At 71.3% G+C, this 19,682-nt stretch carries 20 protein-coding genes; 16 read left to right on the forward strand and 4 right to left on the reverse strand.

Features of this window, described 5'->3' with window-relative positions; translation table 11 throughout:
* Positions 1-69 precede the first annotated feature (69 nt).
* Both ELQ40_RS07205 and ELQ40_RS07210 read left to right on the forward strand, forming a co-directional pair.
* Entirely contained in the window at positions 70-435 is a 366-nt protein-coding gene (locus tag ELQ40_RS07205; protein ID WP_127793076.1) for a DUF4190 domain-containing protein, read from the forward strand.
* A gap of 216 nt (positions 436-651) precedes the next feature.
* On the forward strand, positions 652-2,127 hold the full coding sequence (locus ELQ40_RS07210; RefSeq protein ID WP_127795184.1) for an aspartate ammonia-lyase: 1,476 nt from the start codon (positions 652-654) through the stop codon (positions 2,125-2,127).
* 12 nt (positions 2,128-2,139) lie between these two features.
* Here ELQ40_RS07210 and ELQ40_RS07215 read toward each other — a convergent pair whose 3' ends face one another.
* On the reverse strand, positions 2,140-2,568 hold the full coding sequence (locus tag ELQ40_RS07215) for a MarR family winged helix-turn-helix transcriptional regulator (protein WP_127793077.1): 429 nt from the start codon (positions 2,566-2,568) through the stop codon (positions 2,140-2,142).
* 56 nt (positions 2,569-2,624) lie between these two features.
* On the opposite strand from ELQ40_RS07215, the gene ELQ40_RS07220 reads away from it, so the two are divergent.
* Positions 2,625-3,593: an alpha/beta hydrolase gene (locus tag ELQ40_RS07220; RefSeq protein ID WP_127793078.1), complete on the forward strand. Its 969-nt coding sequence runs from the start codon at positions 2,625-2,627 to the stop codon at positions 3,591-3,593.
* Here the strand turns inward: ELQ40_RS07220 and ELQ40_RS07225 are convergent.
* Together ELQ40_RS07225 and ELQ40_RS07230 are read right to left on the reverse strand one after the other, a co-directional pair.
* Positions 3,586-4,461: a fumarylacetoacetate hydrolase family protein gene (locus tag ELQ40_RS07225; protein ID WP_127793079.1), complete on the reverse strand. Its 876-nt coding sequence runs from the start codon at positions 4,459-4,461 to the stop codon at positions 3,586-3,588. The genes ELQ40_RS07220 and ELQ40_RS07225 overlap by 8 nt on opposite strands.
* Positions 4,462-4,597: 136 nt before the next feature.
* Complete coding sequence (locus ELQ40_RS07230) at positions 4,598-6,106, reverse strand: AlkA N-terminal domain-containing protein (RefSeq protein WP_127793080.1); 1,509 nt, start codon at positions 6,104-6,106, stop codon at positions 4,598-4,600.
* Between the two features lie 76 nt (positions 6,107-6,182).
* Between ELQ40_RS07230 and ELQ40_RS07235 the strand changes: the two genes are divergently transcribed.
* The 13 genes from ELQ40_RS07235 (at position 6,183) to ELQ40_RS07295 (ending at position 19,389) form a co-directional block, all read left to right on the forward strand.
* Positions 6,183-7,613, forward strand: coding sequence for an FAD-binding oxidoreductase (locus ELQ40_RS07235; RefSeq protein ID WP_127793081.1), 1,431 nt, complete (start codon positions 6,183-6,185; stop codon positions 7,611-7,613).
* Positions 7,614-7,680: 67 nt separating this feature from the next.
* Entirely contained in the window at positions 7,681-8,853 is a 1,173-nt protein-coding gene (locus ELQ40_RS07240; RefSeq protein ID WP_127793082.1) for a PrsW family intramembrane metalloprotease, read from the forward strand.
* Between the two features lie 70 nt (positions 8,854-8,923).
* Entirely contained in the window at positions 8,924-10,258 is a 1,335-nt protein-coding gene (locus tag ELQ40_RS07245) for a helix-turn-helix domain-containing protein (RefSeq protein ID WP_127793083.1), read from the forward strand.
* Between the two features lie 219 nt (positions 10,259-10,477).
* Positions 10,478-12,001, forward strand: coding sequence for an aldehyde dehydrogenase family protein (locus ELQ40_RS07250; protein ID WP_127793084.1), 1,524 nt, complete (start codon positions 10,478-10,480; stop codon positions 11,999-12,001).
* Positions 12,002-12,014: 13 nt separating this feature from the next.
* Positions 12,015-12,461 carry a DUF779 domain-containing protein gene (locus tag ELQ40_RS07255; protein ID WP_127793085.1) on the forward strand — a complete coding sequence of 149 codons (447 nt, stop codon included), beginning with the start codon at positions 12,015-12,017 and terminating at the stop codon, positions 12,459-12,461.
* Between the two features lie 223 nt (positions 12,462-12,684).
* Positions 12,685-13,056, forward strand: a complete 372-nt coding sequence (locus tag ELQ40_RS07260) for an FKBP-type peptidyl-prolyl cis-trans isomerase (protein WP_127793086.1) — start codon at positions 12,685-12,687, stop codon at positions 13,054-13,056.
* A 187-nt stretch (positions 13,057-13,243) separates the two neighbouring features.
* Entirely contained in the window at positions 13,244-13,873 is a 630-nt protein-coding gene (locus tag ELQ40_RS07265; RefSeq protein ID WP_127793087.1) for an MEDS domain-containing protein, read from the forward strand.
* An 84-nt stretch (positions 13,874-13,957) separates the two neighbouring features.
* The gene (locus ELQ40_RS07270) at positions 13,958-14,872 is read left to right on the forward strand and encodes a helix-turn-helix transcriptional regulator (protein ID WP_127793088.1); all 915 of its coding nucleotides are present in this window, start codon (positions 13,958-13,960) and stop codon (positions 14,870-14,872) included.
* A 147-nt stretch (positions 14,873-15,019) separates the two neighbouring features.
* A complete protein-coding gene (locus ELQ40_RS07275) occupies positions 15,020-16,237 on the forward strand; it encodes an epoxide hydrolase family protein (RefSeq protein WP_127793089.1) in 1,218 nt (405 codons plus the stop codon).
* Between the two features lie 14 nt (positions 16,238-16,251).
* On the forward strand, positions 16,252-17,196 hold the full coding sequence (locus ELQ40_RS07280; RefSeq protein WP_205649450.1) for an alpha/beta fold hydrolase: 945 nt from the start codon (positions 16,252-16,254) through the stop codon (positions 17,194-17,196).
* Positions 17,193-17,531, forward strand: a complete 339-nt coding sequence (locus ELQ40_RS07285) for a hypothetical protein (RefSeq protein ID WP_127793091.1) — start codon at positions 17,193-17,195, stop codon at positions 17,529-17,531. Before ELQ40_RS07280 ends, ELQ40_RS07285 begins: the two co-directional genes overlap by 4 nt.
* Positions 17,521-18,564 carry a redoxin family protein gene (locus ELQ40_RS07290; protein ID WP_127793092.1) on the forward strand — a complete coding sequence of 348 codons (1,044 nt, stop codon included), beginning with the start codon at positions 17,521-17,523 and terminating at the stop codon, positions 18,562-18,564. Before ELQ40_RS07285 ends, ELQ40_RS07290 begins: the two co-directional genes overlap by 11 nt.
* A 93-nt stretch (positions 18,565-18,657) precedes the next feature.
* Positions 18,658-19,389: a lysoplasmalogenase gene (locus ELQ40_RS07295; RefSeq protein WP_240665989.1), complete on the forward strand. Its 732-nt coding sequence runs from the start codon at positions 18,658-18,660 to the stop codon at positions 19,387-19,389.
* Here ELQ40_RS07295 and ELQ40_RS07300 read toward each other — a convergent pair.
* Positions 19,304-19,600, reverse strand: a complete 297-nt coding sequence (locus ELQ40_RS07300) for a protealysin inhibitor emfourin (protein ID WP_127793094.1) — start codon at positions 19,598-19,600, stop codon at positions 19,304-19,306. The two genes, ELQ40_RS07295 and ELQ40_RS07300, sit on opposite strands and share 86 nt — an antisense overlap.
* Positions 19,601-19,682: the final 82 nt, after the last annotated feature.

The following is a 19,682-nucleotide window of genomic DNA, read 5'->3' on the forward strand; positions in this document are numbered from 1 at the left end:
AGCCCCATGCCGGTGCGCTGCCGCCGATCGTAGCGTGGAGACATCGTCCACGAGAGGAAGCGCTCCATCATGACCACCGCATTCGACACCACCGCCCAGGCTCCGCAGTACGCGGCTCGGCCCGCGGAGACGAACGGCTTCAGCATCGCGAGCCTCGTGCTCGGTCTCGTCTCGATCCTGGCCGGCTTCACGTTCTTCCTGCCGGTCGCCGGCGTGGTGCTCGGCATCCTGGCCCTGCGCCGCGAGCCGGCGTCGCGCACGATGGCGATCTGGGGCATCGTGCTGAACTCGATCATGCTCGCCGGCGCGGTGATCGGGGCACTGTTCATGCTCGTGGTCGGTGCGGCATTCCTGCCCTTCGCGTTCCTGGGGCTCGACGGGATCCCGCTCGGCGACGCCCTGCCGTTCGTCGGCACGCAGCTCTCGCTCTTCTGAGATCCGTCGATCTCGACGGGCACGACGAGGGGCGGCGCACCTGCGCCGCCCCTCGTCGCCGCGTGCGGAGGTGCAGCGGTAGGCTCGAGGTGCGAACCGGGCGATCCTCGGTCGCGATGCACCCGAGAGAACATGCCCGCGGCGAACCCGCGCGGCCCGAGGCAATGGAGCCGAACCGTGTCGACCCCGACCGCTCATCCCACGTTCGAACGACGCATGGAGGCGCACGTGCAGCAGCAGAGCCCGCCGGTCGCCACCCGCACCGAGACCGATTCGCTGGGCGAGGTCGAGGTCCCCGCAGACGCGTACTGGGGCGTCCACACCATGCGCGCGCTCGAGAACTTCCCGATCTCGAAGCGGCCCATCTCGGTGTACCCCGAGCTGGTCGTCGCCCTGGCCCAGGTCAAGCAGGCCGCGGCGCGCGCGAACCGCGAGGTGGGCGTCCTCGATCCGAAGAAGCACGCCCTGATCGACGAGGCGTGCCAGCGCATCATCGACGGCGAGTTGCACGACCAGTTCGTCGTCGGCGTGATCCAGGGCGGCGCCGGCACGTCGACGAACATGAACGCCAACGAGGTCATCACGAACCTCGCGCTCGAGATCGCCGGGTATCCGAAGGCGCGGTACGACGTGCTGCATCCGATCGACGACGTCAATCGCAGCCAGTCGACCAACGATACGTACCCGACGGCGCTGAAGCTCGCGATGACGGCGTCGCTCACGACGATGCTCGCCGAACTCGACCAGCTCCGCATCGCGTTCGCCCGGAAGGGCCGGGAGTTCCACCACATCCTCAAGGTCGGGCGCACCCAGTTGCAGGATGCCGTGCCGATGACGCTGGGCCAGGAGTTCCACGGCTTCGCGACGACGCTCGGCGAGGACATCGCGCGCCTGCGCGAGACCATCAAGCTGCTGAGCGAGGTGAGCCTCGGCGCGACGGCGATCGGCACCGGCATCACGGCCGATCCGGGGTACGCCGCGGCCGCCGTCCGGCATCTCAGCGAGATCACGGGTCGCCGCCTGGAGACCGCGCCCGACCTCATCGAGGCGACGAGCGACACCGGCGTGTTCATGACGTTCTCGTCGGCGCTCAAGCGCAGCGCGATCAAGCTGTCGAAGATCTGCAACGACCTGCGTCTGCTCTCGTCGGGACCGCAGGCCGGTTTCGCGGAGATCAACCTGCCGCCGCGGCAGGCCGGTTCGTCGATCATGCCCGGCAAGGTGAACCCGGTGATCCCCGAGGCCGTCAGCCAGGTCGCCTACGCGATCGCGGGCGCCGACCTCACGGTGACGATGGCGGCGGAGAACGGCCAGTTGCAGCTCAACGCGTTCGAGCCGGTGATCGCCCATTCGCTGCTGCAGTCGATCACGTGGATGCGCCAGGCGTGCTGGACGCTCCGCGTCAACTGCGTCGACGGCATCACGGCGAACACCGAGCGGTTGGAGCTCATGGTCGGGTCGAGCGTCGGCGTGATCACGGCGCTGATCCCGTTCATCGGCTACGCGGAGGCGGCGAAGCTCGCGAAGGCGGCGCTGGCGACGGGTCGTCCGGTCGCCGACCTCGTCGTCGAGGCCGGGCTCATGACGCGGGCCGCGGTCGAGCAGCAGTTCGAGGCGGACCGGCTCTCCGGCGTGCGTCCGATCACGCAGGCGATCCCCGTGGCGCAGTTGAAGGCCGAGCCGCACGAGTAGGCGAACGCCCCGTCAATCGGATGCCTCGAGCCCGTCGCGGAGTGCGCGCAGGGCGTCGACGAGCGCTTCGGTGCGCGCGGTTCCGAGCGCGGAGAACCGGTTCGCGATCTCGCGCTCGACGAGGGGGAGCGCTCGTTCGAACTGTTCGGTGCCCGCGGGGGTGAGCACGATGACGGATGATCGTCGGTCGGTCGGATGCCGTCGTCGTTCGACCCATCCCGAGCGTTCGAGGCGGTCGACGGCCTTGCTCACGGCGCCGACGGTGATGCCGATCTCATGCACGATGTCCTGGACGCGGCATCCGTCGGTCTCACGGATCGTCCGGATCAGGTCGAAGGCGGCCAGGCGGAGCCCGGTCTCGCGGAAGAGATGCTCGTCGAGTCCTTCGAACCATGCGGTCTCGACGCGCACGAGGGTGAAGAAGCGGTCGAGGTCATCCAATCTGCATTCCTAGAAAGCAGGTTGACGGGAATGCATCCCGCTCGTAGATTGATTCCATGGAATCAATCTACGGGTCCAGGGGTCGCGTGTCACGCGCCGAGTACGACCGCATCTCCGAGGCCTACGCGGCCGCGAGGTTCGGGCCCGACGCGACGGTCGGGCAGATGCGCGAGGCGTTCGCGGCCGGCGCGGCGCCCGCGCCGGCCGGCGTCGCCTGCGAGCGCGTCGAGCTCGGCGGGCGACCTGCGCTGCAGCTGACCGCCGCGGCCCGGGACGGGCACCCGGCCGGGGGAGCCCTGCTCTACCTCCACGGCGGCGGGTTCGTCATCGGATCCGCCGAGACGGGCGCGGGGGTCGCCGGTGCACTCGCGGCGAGGACCGGGGCGACGGCGTACTCCCTCGACTATCGGCTCGCGCCGGAGGATCCGTTCCCCGCAGCGGTCGACGACACCCTCGCGGCGTACCGCGACCTGCTCGATCGCGCGCCCGCGGATCGGATCGTCGTCGCGGGCGATTCTGCAGGCGGCGGGCTCGCCATCGCGATGCTCCTCGCGGCGCGCGACGCCGGCATGCCCGTGCCGGCCGGGGTCGCCGTGTTCTCGCCGTGGGTCGATCTCACGCTCAGCGGCCCGTCGATCGAATCGCGCGACGGCGACGATCCGCTGTTCACCCCGGCGGACCTGACCTGGTACGCCGAGCGGTACCTGCCGGGGCCGGACCGCGACGTGCGAGCGCGCGCTCCGCTCGCGAGCCCGGCGCTCGCCGATCTCACCGGGCTCCCGCCGATGCTGGTGCAGGTCGGCGGCCGGGAGCTGCTCCTCGACGACGCGGTACGGCTGGCCGCCCGCGCCGCCCACGACGGCGTCGACATCGTGCTCGAGGTCGAGGCCGGGGCTCCGCACAACGTGCAGACCTCGGTCGGCTCATCGCCGGCGGCCGAGGTCCTGCTCGACCGCGCCGGCGCATTCCTCGCGACGACCCTCGGCGACCTCACGCGAGCGGAGGTGCAGGCGTTCGTCAGATGACGCGGCAGTGCGTCGTCAGCGAGCCGATGCCGGCGATGGTGACGGTCACCGTCGCGCCGTCCTGCAGGAACACCTGCGGGTTGCGGGAGTAGCCGGCGCCGCCCGGGCTGCCGGTCGAGATGAGCGTGCCCGCCGGGATCGTCGCCGACCGCGACAGGTAGGAGATGATCTCGGCGACCCCGCGCACCATCTCGTTCGTCGAGGCGTCCTGGAGGATGCGGCCGTCGAGGTTCGTCGTCAGCCACAGGTCCTGCGGGTCGGGGATCTCGTCGGCGGTGACGACGACGGGACCGGTCGGGGTGAAGCCGTCGAACGACTTGCAGCGCGACCACTGCGCCTCGCTGAACTGGATGTCGCGCGCGGTGATGTCGTTGACGACCGTGTAGCCCCACACCCGATCGAGCGCGTCGCGCTCGTGCACGGCGCGCGAGGGCTTGCCGATGATCACGCCCAGTTCGGCCTCGTAGTCGACCTGGGTGCACAGGTCGCCCGGCCAGGTGGTGGTCTGCCCGTGCCCGGTGAGCGAGTTCGGCCAGAGCGAGAAGATGGTCATCGCGGTCTCGGAGCGCAGCTTCAGCTCGCTGGCGTGGGCGGCGTAGTTCGCGCCGATCGCGAGCACCTGCGGCGGACGGAGCACGGCGGAGGAGTGACGCAGATCCGCGACGGGTACGGTCTCGCGTCCTTCGGTGACGGCCGTGTCCACGGCTTCGCGCACCCGGTCGAGCGCGGCATCGCCGCCGTCGATGAGGTCCTGGAGGTCGCGCGGAGCCTCCTGCAGCACGTCGTCGAGGAAGAGTGCGGTGTCGCCGAGCACCGTCGCGAGTCTGGGTACGGACTGTCCTTCGACTCTGAGGTGCGCGAATTTCACCGTTTCAGGCTATCGGGAGAATCTCGCGCCAGATCTGCCCCGACGTACAACGAATCGTGCAGAACGCTCCACGGCGGCGACAATCGCCGGCCGACGGCCACGGCGTGCGAACGTCGTCGCGGATTGCCGCTCTCCGTCAGCGCGAGGTCGCGGCCGCGCGCCACAGGTGCATCGAGGCGTAGCTGCGCCACGGGGCCCATCGTGCGCCGCGTTCGGCGAGATCGCGTGCCGCGCTCGGCAGCCCGAGTCGGTCGGCGCCCTGGCGCAGCGCGAGATCGCTCGTGAGCAGCACGTCGGGCGCCCGGGTCACGCGCATGGCGACGTACCCGGCCGTCCATGGGCCGATGCCCGGGATCTCGAGCAGGTCCGCCGTCAGCTGTTCGCGCCCGACCTCGGCGGCGACGACCAGGTCGCCGGCGCTCAGCCGCCGCGCGATGTCGACGATGGTGCGGATGCGCGAGGCCGGGCCCCGGAGCACCCGCTCGCCTTCGACGGCGATCGCCTCCGACGTCGGGAACAGCCGCCAGCCGGCTCCCGAGAACCGCACCGGATCGCCGAGCTCCGCAGTGAGCCGCGCGAGCGACGTGCGCGCCGACGCGACGGAGACCTGCTGCCCGACGAGGGCGCGGACGAGCAGTTCGTGGGGCGCGATGGCGCCCGGCAGTCGCATGCCGGGCGTCGCGTCGACCGAGCCGGCGAGGGCGGGGTCGGCCGACAATGCGGCGTCGATGGCGAGCGCGTCGGCATCCAGGTCGAACAGGCGACGGACGCGCGCGACGAGCGGCGGCAGGTCGGCGAGCGAGGCGAGGGTCGCCTCGATCTCGACGGATGCCCCGTCGTCGCCGGCGTCGATCTTCAGATGGGCCGGGCCGCCGGGCAGTCGCACGACCCGCTCGTAGTGGCTGCCGTGCGCGATCTCGACGCCGTCGAGTGCGCGGGCCGCGAGCCAGGCGAACACCCCGGCGGCGTCGAACGGCTCGCGGGCCGGCAGGCGGAGGCGGACCGTGCCGGCGTCGGCCGCGGGTGCGGCGGCGGTGGGCAGCGGCCGGCCGGATCGCCGCGCCGCCGCGCGCAGTTCGAGCGGGCTGCGCTCGTAGACAGCACGCACGGTGTCGTTGAACTGGCGGATGCTGCCGAATCCCGACGCGAATGCGATGTCCGCGGCGGGCAGGTCGGTCGATACGAGCAGCGTGCGGGCGACCTGGGCGCGGTGCGCGCGGGCGAGCGCGAGCGGGCCGGCGCCGAGCTCGGCCGACAGCACCCTGGTGAGGTGGCGAGGCGTGTAGCCCAGACGGGCCGCGAGGCCCGGCACCCCCTCGCGCTCGACGACGCCGTCGGCGATGAGCCGCATCGCCCGGGCGGCGAGGTCGTCGCGCAGGTCCCACTCGGGCGAGCCCGGGACGGCGTCGGGGAGGCACCGCTTGCACGCCCGCAGTCCGGCCTCGTGGGCCGCGGCCGAGGTCAGGTAGAACGTGACGTTTCCGGGCTTGGGCGAGACGGCCGGACAGCTCGGTCGGCAGTAGATGCCGGTGGAGTGCACCCCGGTGATGAACTGCCCGTCGAACCGCGCGTCGCGGGCCTGCATCGCGCGGTAGCGCCGGGCGAAGACGGGGTCCGCGAGGGGGTCTCGCGATGCGATTGCCATGCGGCCAGCCTGACACCCGACACCGGGTCGCACCAGCGGAAATCGGACATCACTCGACCGACATAGGCTGGAGCGCATGCCCGATCGCACCGAATCCCTCCTCGCCAGGCTCGTCGACGAGTTGGGTGATGCCGTCTCGACCGAGGCCGCCGTGCTCCAGGCGGTCCGCGAGGACCGTTCGGGGCTCATCAGCCCGGCGACGCCCGTCGCGGTCGTGCACGCGGCATCCGTCGCCGACGTGCAGGCGACCATGCGCATCGCGACCGCGACCGGCACGCCGGTGGTGCCGCGCGGCGCCGGCACCGGACTCGCCGGCGGAGCCGTGGCGAGCGACGGGGCGATCGTGCTCGACGTGTCGCGCATGAACCGCATCCTCGAGATCGACGAGCAGAACGAGCTCGCCGTCGTCGAACCGGGCGTCATCAACGGCGACCTCAACGACGCGCTCGCCCCGCTCGGACTGTGGTTCGCGCCCGACCCCGCCAGCCGGGCGATCTCGTCGATCGGCGGCAACATCGCGACGAACGCCGGCGGGCTGCTCTGTGCGAAGTACGGCGTGACCCGCGAGGCGGTGCTCGGCCTCGCGGTCGTGCTCGCCGACGGCCGCCTCATCCGCACCGGCCACCGCACGGTCAAGGGGGTCACCGGCTACGACCTCACCGCACTCATGACGGGCTCCGAGGGCACCCTCGGCGTGATCGTCGAGGCGACCGTGCGTGTGCAGCCGGTGCCGCTCGGCGAGCCGGTCACCGTCGCGGCCGTGTTCGCCGACGTGACCGCGGCCGCCGAGGCATCCGCCGCCGTGACGGCCGCGCGCATCCGCCCGGCCATCCTCGAACTCCTCGACGCCGTCGGGCTCGCGCGCGTCGCCGAGCACCTCGGCGCGGCGCAGCTCGCGGGCACCCCGCTCGAGCGGCTCGCCCCCGGCGAGGCGTTCCTCCTCGCGCAGACCGACGGGTCGGGCGCGGCCGACGAGGCGGCGGCGATCAGCGCGATCCTCGCATCCGCGGGCGGTCGGGTCACGAGGTCGACGGATGCCGCGACCGGCGAACGGCTGCTCGAGATCCGCCGCGCGATGCATCCGGCCCTCGCCGCACGAGGACGCGTGCTGATCGAGGACGTCGCGGTCCCGCGGTCGAAGCTGCCCGAGATGTTCCGTGCGATCGCCGAGATCGGCGCCCGCCACGGCGTCGAGATCCCCGTGATCTGCCACGCCGGCGACGGCAACCTGCACCCGAACTTCGTGTTCGACGAGCCGGCGCCCGGCGAACCGGAGGTGCCCGAGCACATCTGGGCCGCCGCCGACGAGCTGTTCCGCGCGGGCGTCGCCCTCGGCGGCACGTTGACCGGCGAGCACGGCGTCGGCGTGCTCAAGCGCCGATGGCTGCGCGACGAACTCGGCGACGACCAGTGGGAGCTCCAGCGCGCGATCAAGGCCGTGTTCGACCCGGCCGGCATCCTGAACCCGGCATCCATGTTCGAACCGGCGCCGGGCGCCGGCCGCTAGGGCAGCTGCCGGCGGTACTGCCGAGCCCTGCTGTCCGGTGACGGCGACGAGTCGATAGGGTCTCGCTGTGACCCATCCGTACGCGCCGCACCCGCAGCACAACCCCGGCCCGAATCCGACGCCCTCGCCGTGGGTCGCACGCACCCCGAAGCCGAGGTCGGGCGGCCTCGTCTTCGGCATCATCGGGCTCGTGGTCGGCGGGGTCGTGGGCCTGCTCGTGCTCGCGTACCTCATCGCGGGCCTCGGCGTGCCGACGTTCGCCGTCGGCACCCTGCTCGCGCTCCTGCCCCTCACCGTGGTGCTCCTCGCGATCCGGTGGGTCGACCGCTGGGAGCCGGAGCCGCGGTGGGCGCTCTGGTTCGCGCTCATCTGGGGTGCCGCGGTCTCGGTCGCCATCGCCCTCATCGTCGACCTGGGCGTGCAGCTGGCCGCGGCGTATTCGATGCCCGGCGGCACCCCCGACCTCTGGGCGCAGACCGTCGTGCAGGCACCGCTCGTCGAGGAGACCGCGAAGGGGCTCGGCGTGCTCCTCGTGTTCCTGTTCTCCCGCACCCACTTCGACGGGCCGGTCGACGGGCTCGTCTACGGCGCCACTGTCGCCGCGGGATTCGCGTTCACCGAGAACATCCTCTACTTCGGCGGTGCGCTCGCCGAGGGCGGTGCCGAGCAACTGGGCGCCACGTTCGTCGTGCGCGCGATCTTCTCGCCGTTCGCCCACGTGCTGTTCACGGCGTGCACGGGCCTCGCGCTCGGCATCGCCGCACGGCGCGGCGGGGGAGCGGCGGTGATCGGGTGGTTCCTCCTGGGCCTCGCCTGCGCGGTCGCGCTCCACGCACTGTGGAACGGGTCGCTCGGCTTCGGGGCCGACGCGATCGGGCTCTACGTGACCGTGCAGGTCCCGCTCTTCGCCGGTGCGATCGTCGCGACCGTGCTCCTGCGCCGGCGCGAGGTCGCGATCACGCGCGCCAGGCTCGCCGAGTATGCCGCGGCGGGCTGGTTCGCACCCGCCGAGGTCGACATGCTCGCCTCGCCGGCCGGTCGCCGCGCTGCGATCCGATGGGCCGAGCAGCGCAGACCCGCACGCACCGCGACCATGCGCCGCCTCATCAGCGACGCCACGCACCTCGCGTTCGACCGGCAGGCGGTGCTCACCGGGCGCGGCGACGTCCGCCGCGTGCACGACGAGGGCGCGCTGCTCACCCGGATCACCGCCGACCGAGCGGCGTTGATGTCGGGCTGACATCCGGGTGCCGATCCGGCCGAGCGCGAATTATGCTTGCCGGAACCCCTTCGACGGCGATGGGAGCCCGATGCAACCGGCGTTCGATCCCGACGCGCTCACGGCGGACGCGCACGCCATACGCGATCGCCTGCTGATTGCGCAGGCCGACGCGATCGCCACCGGGAGCGTGCCGCCCACGCTCAGGCCGGTCGTCCGCGCGTCATGGGAACGTGCGATCCGCGGGGCCATCGACCCGGACCGTGCCCTGCCGAGCCTCGACGCCGACGAGGACGAGTTCGAACGCTACCGGTCGTCGCACGCGCTCGCCGGCGTGCTGCCGGTCATCCGCCGGCTCCTGGTCGAGGACGACGCCGGGCTCATCGTCGCCGTCGGCGATGCGACCGGCCGGCTGCTCTGGGTCGAGGGCGACCGAGGCCTGCGCCGGCGCGCGGAGGACATGCTCTTCGTCCCAGGCGCCGACTGGTCGGAGGCGCGCGTGGGCACGAGCGCGCCCGGCACGGCGCTCGAGCTCGACCGCCCGGTGCAGATCCGCGGCGCCGAGCACTTCAACCGGATCGTCCATCCGTGGAGCTGCACGGCGGCCCCCGTCCACGACCCCGAGACCGGACGGGTCCTCGGCGTGATCGACATCACCGGCACCGAGCACGCCGTCGCGCCGCACACGCTCTCGCTGGTCACGGCCACGGTGGCGGCCGTCGAGGCGGAACTCCGAGTGGCCGGCCTCCAGCGCGAGATCAGGTCGACGGTCCGACGATCGCGGGCGGGCGCGTCGGGCGGCTCCGCGGCCCCGGCTCGATCGCCGCTCGGTTCCGCTTCCGCTCCCGAATCCCTGCGCCTCCGCGTGCTCGGCGAGGGGCGTCCCGCGCTCGGCGGCTCGGAGCTCAGCGGCCGTCACGCGGAGATCCTCACGCTGCTCGCCTGGCATCCCCGAGGACTCGGCGCCGAACGACTCGCCGACCTCGTGTACGGCGGCGAGGCGTCCGCGGTCACCCTGCGCGCCGAGATGGTTCGCCTGCGCCGCGCGCTCGAAGCCGTCGGCGAGCCGCCGATCGGATCCCGCCCGTACCGGCTCGGCCGGCCGCTCGACCTCGACGCGGCCGAGGTCGTGCGGCTCCTCGGCCGCGGCGCCCATCGTCGGGCCCTGGCCGCCTACGGCGGCCCGCTGCTGCCTGCCTCGACCGCCCCGGGCATCGTGGAGCTGCGTGACGAGATCGCCGGCCGGGTGCGCGAGTCGATGCTGTCGGATGCCTCGGTCGACGTCCTGCTCGCCTACGCCGAGCGCGACGAGGCCGTGCTCGACGCCGAGGTGTGGCGGGCGGCGCTCGCACTGCTCGCGCCGAGGTCGCCCAAGCGCGCCGCGGTCGTCGCCCACCTGGATCGCATCGACCGCGCGATCGGCTGACGCAGGCGCCGATACTCGGCCGGCACGCTCCCGGGGCGACTCGCACCCTTCCCCCGTCGAGCACGCCGCCTCGAACCGCGCCCGCCACGAACCGCACGCGTCGCGATGCAACGCACCTGCAACCTCGGGCAACGGCATTGCAACGGCGGGCCGCATACCGTGACGACACCGCCGGGATCCCGCGCGGAGCATCCGACAACGTCGTCAAGGAGGCGCACGATGACCGTGTACGCCGCGCCAGGCACCGCCGGCGCTCTCATCGAGTTCAAGCCCAGGTACGAGCACTTCATCGGCGGCGAGTGGGTGAAGCCCAAGGAGGGCGCCTACTTCGAGAACATCTCCCCGGTGAACGGCAAGCCGTTCACCGAGGTGGCCAGGGGGACCGCGGCCGACATCGAAGCCGCGCTCGACGCCGCGCACAAGGCCGCGCCGGCGTGGGGGCGCACGTCCACGACGGAGCGCGCCCGGGTCCTCAATGCGATCGCCGACCGCATCGACCAGAACCTCGAGCTCCTCGCGGTCGCGGAGACCTGGGACAACGGCAAGTCGATCCGGGAGCCGCTGAACGCCGACCTCCCGCTCGCGAGCGACCACTTCCGGTACTTCGCGAGCCTGATCCGTGCGCAGGAGGGCAGCTTCACGCAGCTCGACAACGACACGGTCGCGTACCACTTCCACGAGCCGCTCGGCGTGGTCGGCCAGATCATCCCGTGGAACTTCCCGCTGCTCATGGCCGTCTGGAAGCTCGCGCCCGCGCTCGCCGCGGGCAACGCGGTCGTGCTCAAGCCCGCCGAGCAGACGCCGACCTCGATCCTCGTCCTGATCGAGCTCATCGCCGACCTGCTCCCTCCGGGGGTCGTGAACGTCGTCAACGGGTTCGGCGTCGAGGCCGGCAAGCCGCTCGCCTCCTCGAACCGCATCCGCAAGATCGCGTTCACCGGAGAGACGACGACGGGCCGGCTGATCCTGCAGTACGCGTCGGCGAACATCATCCCGACCACGGTCGAGCTCGGCGGGAAGAGCCCCAATATCGTCTTCGAGTCGGTCGCCGACCGCCGCGACACGTTCTACGACAAGGCGCTCGAGGGCTTCAGCCTGTTCGCGTTCAACCAGGGCGAGGTGTGCACCTGCCCGAGCCGCTCGCTCATCCAGAAGTCCATCTACGACTCGTTCCTCGACGACGCGATCGAGCGCACCAAGCTCGCGCGGCAGGGCAACCCGCTCGACACCGAGACGCAGGTGGGCGCGCAGGCGTCGAACGACCAGCTCGAGAAGATCCTCAGCTACATCGACATCGGCAGGCAGGAGGGCGCGAAGCTGCTGCTCGGCGGTGAACGCGTCGACCTCGGCGGCGACCTGTCCGACGGCTACTACGTCGCGCCGACGATCTTCGAGGGCCAGAACCGGATGCGCCTGTTCCAGGAGGAGATCTTCGGCCCGGTCGTCGCCGTGACCAGCTTCGAGGACTACGACGACGCGATCGCGATCGCCAACGACACGCTCTACGGCCTCGGCGCCGGCGTGTGGAGCCGCAACGGCAACGAGGCGTACCGGGCGGGCCGCGACATCCAGGCCGGTCGGGTCTGGGTGAACAACTACCACGCCTATCCGGCCGGAGCCGCCTTCGGCGGGTACAAGTCGAGCGGCATCGGGCGCGAGAACAACAAGGCCGCGCTCGACCACTACCAGCAGACCAAGAACCTGCTGGTCAGCTACAGCGAGAACCCGCTCGGGTTCTTCTGATCCGGATGCCGCGATGAGCATCGAGTCGCTGGGGAGCGACGGACGAGGGCGCGTGATCGCCTCGATCACGGTGGCGGGGGACACGTCGCCGCGGGTGGAACTGACACCCGCGGCGGCGGCCCTGCTCGACCGATTGTGGGCGAAGCACGGGCCGCTCATGTTCCACCAGTCCGGCGGGTGCTGCGACGGCTCGAGTCCGATGTGCTATCCGGCGGGCGACTTCATCACGAGCGAGGCCGACGTGCTCCTCGGCGAACTCGAGCTCGACCCCGAGCCCGACGGGACGCCCCGCATCGTGCCGTTCTGGATGTCGGCCGAGCAGTTCGCCTACTGGCGGCACACCTACCTCGCGGTGGACGTCGTGCCCGGACGCGGAAGCGGCTTCTCGGTCGAGGCGCCGGAGGGGGTGCGCTTCCTGATCCGCTCGAGCCTCATGCCCGGGGAGCCTGCCGCCGGTTGAACCGTCGCCGAGCATACGAAACCCGGGCATACGAAACCCGTCGCCCCGGAGTGTGGCACTGCCGACACTTCGCGAGGGCGACGGGTTCGTGGCTTCCAGCGTGCAACGGGGACTGCCCCGAGCGCAAGCGAAGTATGGACATCCGTCCGGTCGAGTACGCCACGGGCGGACACGGGGCCGCTCGGATGGACACCGGCGCGAGGCATCCGATTGGATGGAACGCATGACCGATACGAACAGCAAGCCCGAGGTCGACGCACCCGTCGGACCCGCTCCCGTCGAACTCGTCATCGAGGACATCGTCGTGGGCGACGGCGCCGAGGCGACGCCCGGTGCCACGGTCGACGTGCACTACCTCGGCGTCGAGTACGACTCCGGTGAGGAGTTCGACTCCTCGTGGAGCCGCGGCCAGTCCATCAACTTCCCGCTGGGGGCGCTCATCGCCGGCTGGCAGGAGGGCATCCCCGGCATGAAGGTCGGCGGGCGCCGCAAGCTCACCGTGCCGCCGGAGAAGGCGTACGGCCCTGCGGGTGGCGGGCACCGCCTCTCGGGCCAGACCCTGATCTTCGTGATCGACCTGCTCGGCGTCAGCTGAGACCGCTCGAACCATCGCAGGGCCGCCGGGTGACCGGCGGCCCTTCGTCGTCCCGGGGGCCGGTCCCGGTCAGCGCCGGCGCCCTTGACAGACCGGTTGGTTCTGCAGCACGCTGACTGCCATCGCCCGCCGAGCGGATCCGGGCTCGAGCGGGCGGATCCGGCGGCGCTGATCCCTGGAGTCGAACATGACCGACGACGTTTCCGGCACGGATCCGGTGATGTTCGCCGGCGGGCGGCTCGACCGCTACCGGCACGTCTGCGCCTTCCTCGACGGCCCGGTCGCCGACGACCTCGTCTTCGACCCGTTCATCCGCGAGACGATCGACGGCGGCGACCGGCTCCTGTGCATCGTCGCCCCGGCCGACTCGGCTGCACCCGTGAACCGGTTGCGGCATCTCGGCTATGACGCCGGCACCCTCCTCGTCGACCACCGGTGCGAGGTACGCACGTGGACCGAGACCTATCTCAGCGGCGGCGCATTCGAAGAGGCCACGATGCTCGAGCTCCTCGACCGGATGCTGGTACGCCGGCCGTCGCCCCGGACGCGGATGGTCTGCGACATGGGGTGGGCCGCGGATCGGCCGGAGATCGCGGAGGATCTCATCGATTTCGAGGCGAAGGCGAACTTCATCCACGCGGAGCATCCGCACGTCGTCATCTGCTGCTACGACACCAGCCGCTTCGACGGGTCGTTCGTCATCGACATCCTCCGCACCCATCCCATGGTGCTCGTCGGCGGGATGCTGCAGGAGAATCCATTCTTCGTGCCGCCGGCCGATTTCCTCGCCGGTCGATCCGCCCGCCGCGCAGGCTGAGCCGGGAACGATATGGACGCCGTCGCTGCAGGTGGAGCCTCGGGGCCCGGCGGCGGCGATGCGGGAATCGACCGGGAGCGGTGGATGCGCGATCTCGGCGCGCTGCTCGCGTTGCCCTCGCTCTGGATCGACCACGAACCCTCCGAGATCGCCTCGGGCCTGTTGGGCGTCCTCGTCGGCATGCTCGGGCTCCACGATGCGTACGCCCGGTTCCAGGGCGACGACGGCGACGCGGTCGAGGCGTGGCGGCCGCCGGGTCCCGCCCCCGCCGCAATCGTCCGATCCACGATGGACGAAGTCGACGCTGCACCCGGCCTGATCGCCCGCGATGCGGCGACTCCGGCAGGAGCGCTGCGCGTCGCACGGCTCTCGCTCGCGCTGCCCTGGGAGCGAGGCTCCGTGGTCGTCACCTCCGCGGATGCGGACTTCCCGTCGCCGACCGAGGCGCACCTGCTCCGTGTCGCCGTGGGTCAGGCGGCGATCGCCATCCACACGGCTCGGCGGCTCGCCCGCGAGCGCGAACGGGCCGTCGTCGCAGAGGCCGAACTGCAGCGGCGCGAGCGGCAGCTCGCCGAACTCGTGGCGGGACTCGGCCCTGCGCTCGAGGCGATCGGGGGCTCGGCGCAGCAGGCCGTGCGGCTGATCGGCGGCCTCGGGCTCGGTGATTCAGATCGCCACGACGCGAGCGCCCCCGACATCGGAGGCCAGCGCGGCACCGACCCCGCCTCGGACCTGCGCGGTACCGCCCACCGCTCGGCGGGCGCGTCCGACCGCTCGGTGGAGGCGCCCGACCTCTCGGTGGAAGCGCCCGACCTCTCGCGGCGAGAGTTCGAAGTGCTCGGTCTGCTCGCCCAGGGCCTCAGCAATCGCGAGATCGCCGGGCTGATGTGGCTCAGCGATCGCACGGTCGAGCGGCACATCACCAGCCTGTACCGGAAGATCGGCGTCGCGCGGCGCAGCGAGGCGACTGCATTCGCCCTTCGCCACGGTCTGCGATAGCCGCTCCTGGGCGTTGAGGGGTTTCCGCCATCCCGTGGTTCGGACATCACCCGGAACGGCGAGTCTCCCTGACGCGCGAGTCCGGCGCACGGAGGAGATTCGTGGTGCGGCGAATCAACCGCACCACGAAGGAAACAGGAGTCCATCATGACCATCACCGAGGCATCGACCGGGATCCAAACGGATCTCGACGAGTCGATCCGCCCGTTCCGCGTCGACATCACGCAGGCCGACGTCGACGAGCTGCTGGGTCGCGTGCGAGCCACGCGCTGGCCCGAGCGCGAGACCGTGGACGACGCGTCGCAGGGGGTCCAGCTCGACGTCGTGCGCGAACTGGCCGACCGCTGGGCGAACGGCTACGACTGGCGCAACGTCGAGTCGCGGCTCAACGCCTACCCCCAGTTCGTCACGACGATCGACGGGGTCGACATCCACTTCATCCACGTCCGCTCACCGCACGCCGATGCCCTGCCCATGATCGTCACGCACGGGTGGCCGGGCTCGGTCATCGAGCAGATGAAGATCATCGGGCCGCTGACCGATCCGACGGCGCACGGGGGCGAGGCATCCGACGCCTTCCACCTCGTCATCCCGTCGCTTCCCGGGCACGGATTCTCGGGGAAGCCCGACACCGTCGGCTGGGACCCGATCCGGATCGCGAAGGCGTGGATCGAGCTCATGCGCCGACTCGGCTACGACCGGTACGTCGCCCAGGGCGGCGACTGGGGCAATGCGGTGACCGAGCAGATGGCGCTGCTGGAGCCGGACGGGCTGATCGGCATCCACACCAACATGGCCGCCACCGTCCCCGACGACATCCAGACCGCCCTGGCGAACGGCGAGTCCGCGCCTGAGGATCTGACGGCCGAGGAGCGTGGAGCGTGGGACCAGCTCGCGACCTTCTACGCGCACGGACTCGCGTACGCGCAGGAGATGGGCAACCGGCCGCAGACCCTCTACGGACTGGCCGATTCGCCGATCGGACTGGCCGCGTGGATGCTCGACCACGACGCGCGCAGCTACGACCTGATCGCGCGGGTGTTCGCCGGAGCATCGGAAGGGCTCACGACCGACGACATCCTCGACAACGTCTCGCTGTACTGGTTCACGAACACCGCGGTGTCGTCGGCCAGGCTCTACTGGGAGTCGAAGCTCGCCTTCTTCGCGCCGAAGGGCGTGCGGATCCCGGTCGCGGTCAGCGCGTTCCCGGACGAGATCTACGCGGCGCCGCGCACGTGGGCGGCGCAGGCGTACCCGAACCTGATCCACTTCAACCGCCTCGACCGCGGCGGGCACTTCGCCGCCTGGGAGCAGCCCGAGCTGTTCTCCCAGGAGATGCGGGCCGCCTTCCGGTCGCTGCGATGATCGGGGACGAAGCCATGGAGACCATCCCGACCCCGCCGGCCCCGAACGGGGCCGGCGGCCTCGGCCCGCTCCGGTCGGTCGACACGGCTGAACTGCACATCGCGTATGTCGATGCGGGTCCGGTTGGCGGCACGACGGTGCTGCTCCTGCACGGCTGGCCGTACGACATCCGCAGCTTCGAGGATGTCGTCCCCAGGCTCGCGGATGCGGGGTATCGGGTGCTGGTACCGTACCTGCGCGGGCACGGGCAGACCTCGTTCCGCGACCCGGACGCCATGCGCAACGCCCAGCAGTCCGCCCTCGCGGCCGACGCGATCGCGTTCCTCGACGCGCTCGGCGTGGATCGCGCGATCGTCGCCGGGTTCGACTGGGGAGCGCGCACCGCCGACATCGTCGCCGCCCTGCACCCCGACCGCAGCATCGGGTTGGTGTCGGTCAGCGGGTACCTGATCGGCAGCCAGGCCGCCGGGGCGAATCCGTTGCCACCGGACTCGGAACTGCAGTGGTGGTACCAGTTCTACTTCGCGACCGAGCGGGGACGAGCGGGGTACGACCGGTTCCGGCGCGACTTCGCGAAGCTGATCTGGCGCATCGCTTCGCCGCAATGGGCGTTCGACGACGCGACATTCGAGCAGAGTGCCGTTGCGTTCGACAACCCCGACCACGTCGACATCGTGATCCACAACTACCGCTGGCGGCTCGGCCTTGCCGAGGGCGATCCACGGTACGACGAGACCGAGGCGCGGCTCGCGCAGGCGCCCACGATCCCGGTGCCGACCATCACGCTCGAGGGCGACGCGAACGGGGCGCCGCATCCGGATGCCGCCGCGTACGCGGCGAAGTTCACCGGCCGCTACGAGCACCGGGTCATCACCGGGGGAGTCGGCCACAACCTGCCCCAGGAGGCGCCGCACGCGTTCGCGCAGGCGATCATCGACGTCGACCGGATGAGCCGATGAACGGCGTGACGCCGCACGATCGTCGCGCGGTCGCACGCTACGAACGATCGGGGCTGGAGCGAATCGTCACCGGCGCCATCACGTCGGCAGAGGTCGAGGCCTTCGAACGACTCACGACGAGGCAGCTCGACCTACTGGTCGCAGGACTCGGCCGATCGACGAGGCCCTCCGCCTGGTGGGCCTTCGTCTCGGCGCTCGCGAGGCATAGCCTGTTGTCGGGACCCGCTGTCGGCTGGGCGACCTCGCCGAACGACGCGGCGTCCTTCTATCCGTTCATGTGGGGTTACGGGTACGTGGCCCCTGAACACCTGGGGGAGCGGTCCGATGTCGGCTGAGCAGGGATCGAAGATCTTCCGTACCCTGGCCCACCGCCGTCCCGGTGGACCAGGGGCCCTTCCCGACGAGGGCCGATTGCCGTCGTTCGCGCGAGCGACGGACTGGCTCGGTACCGAGCCGCTGACCGCGGAGGCGCTGCGCGGGCGGGTCGTCCTCGTCGACTTCTGGACGTACACGTGCGTCAACTGGCTGCGGACCCTGCCCTACCTGCGGGCCTGGCAGGAGAAGTACGCCGAGTCCGGGCTCGTCGTCGTGGGCGTGCACACCCCCGAATTCGAGTTCGAGCGCGACCTGCGCAACATCACCGCGGAGGTCTCGCGGCTCGGCGTGGAGTACCCGGTGGCGATCGACAGCGAGTACGGCATCTGGGACGAGTTCGCCAACCACTACTGGCCCGCGGTGTATCTCGCCGATGCCGAGGGGCGGGTGCGGTACCACCACTTCGGCGAGGGCGAATACGCGGCGACCGAGATGGCCATCCAGCGTCTGCTCCTCGAAGCAGGCGTCGATGGGCTCGATCTCGATCTCGACCTGGTGATGGTCGAGCCGACGGGCCTCGAGGTGTCGGCGGACTGGCATACGCTGCGTTCGCCGGAGACCTACCTCGGCTACCGGCAGAGCAGCGGCTTCGTGTCCGAGGACGCCGACCGGTACGACCGTCCGCATCGGTACCCGGGCGATCGGCGCCTCGCTGCGAACACCTGGGACCTGCGCGGGAGGTGGACGCAGACGGGCGAGTCGGCCGTGCTCCACGAGGCCGGCGGCCGCATCTCGTTCGCGTTCCATGCCCGCGACGTCAACCTCGTCATGGGGCCGGCCCGGCGGGGTGCCGCGATCCCGTTCCGGGTCCTCCTCGACGGAGCGCCGGCAGCGGAAGCACGCGGAACCGACCTCGACGAGGCCGGGTTCGGTACCGTGCGAGCACAGACGACGTATCAACTGGTGCGACAACACGGAAGGGTCGTCGAACGGGTCGTGACGATCGAGTTCCTCGCCGAGGGTGTCGAGGCGTTCTGCTTCACGTTCGGCTGAGCGCCGCGGTCGCCGCACAGCACCACGTTCTCGCCTGCGTCTACGATGGCGGGAGCGAGCCCCGCGAGAACCCGAACGAAAGGCCACGACGACGTGACCGACCGCATCCTCCGCGCGTTCCTGCCCTACCTGATCGCCTCGGCGTCGCACCTGGTGCTGCTCGTCACCGGGCCCGGATGGGCGATCACCGCGACGAAGGCGACGCTCATGCCGTTGCTCGCGTTCGCCGCCGTCGTGCTGCTGCGCCCACGTCGGGATGCCCCGGTCGTGCTGCTGCTCGCGGCGCTCGGTGCATCGTGGGTGGGCGACGTGCTGCTGTCCTTCCGCGGCGACGTGTGGTTCGTCGCCGGGTTGCTGGGCTTCCTGAGCGCGCACGTCGCCTACCTGCTGCTGTTCGTGCGGCTGGGTCGGAGCGACCGGGGGCCGACTTCGTCCGGTCGCGACGCGCGCCGGATGCCGCATCCGATCGTCCTCGCCGCGTACGCGGTCTGGTTCGCGGTCTTCCTGGCGATCCTCGGCCCGCACCTCGGCGTACTGCTCCTGCCCGTCGCCGCGTACGGCCTGGTTCTGGGCGCGATGGCGGCGTTCGCGTCGGCCCGGGGGCGCCTGATCGCGATCGGCGGCGCCCTGTTCGTGGTGTCGGACTCGGTGCTGGCGCTCGGGCGGTTCCTGCCGGGCTACGACTTCGCGCTGCACGACCTCACGGTGATGGGCACGTACCTCGCCGCACAGGGCCTGATCACGCTCGGGGTGATCCTGGCGCTGCGCGGCGCGGCTCCGTCGCGTCGCGAACCCGGTCGACCAGTTCCCGCCACGGCCCCGTGACCTGCCGCTCGGCGAGCGTCGCCTCGTGCGGCGTGCACCGGATGCGGTAGGTGAAGCGGTCGGGTTCGGCGGGCGCGGGCGGCACGTCGTCCCACGGGATGTCGTGGATGAGGACCTCCCACGACTCCCGGTCGGGTTGCTGGTCGAGATCGATCTCCCACACCAGCAGGAGCCCGGCGAATCCGCCCGACCTCGAGACGATCACGTCCATCCCGCGATGGTACCGCCGGAGCGTGCAGACTTCGCGTGCAGGGCGCGGATGCCTCCGCCGAGGAGCGCGGTGGGAGGATGGT

Origin of the sequence: Agromyces sp. LHK192, from assembly GCF_004006235.1 — a bacterium.
Classification (GTDB): Bacteria; Actinomycetota; Actinomycetes; order Actinomycetales; family Microbacteriaceae; genus Agromyces.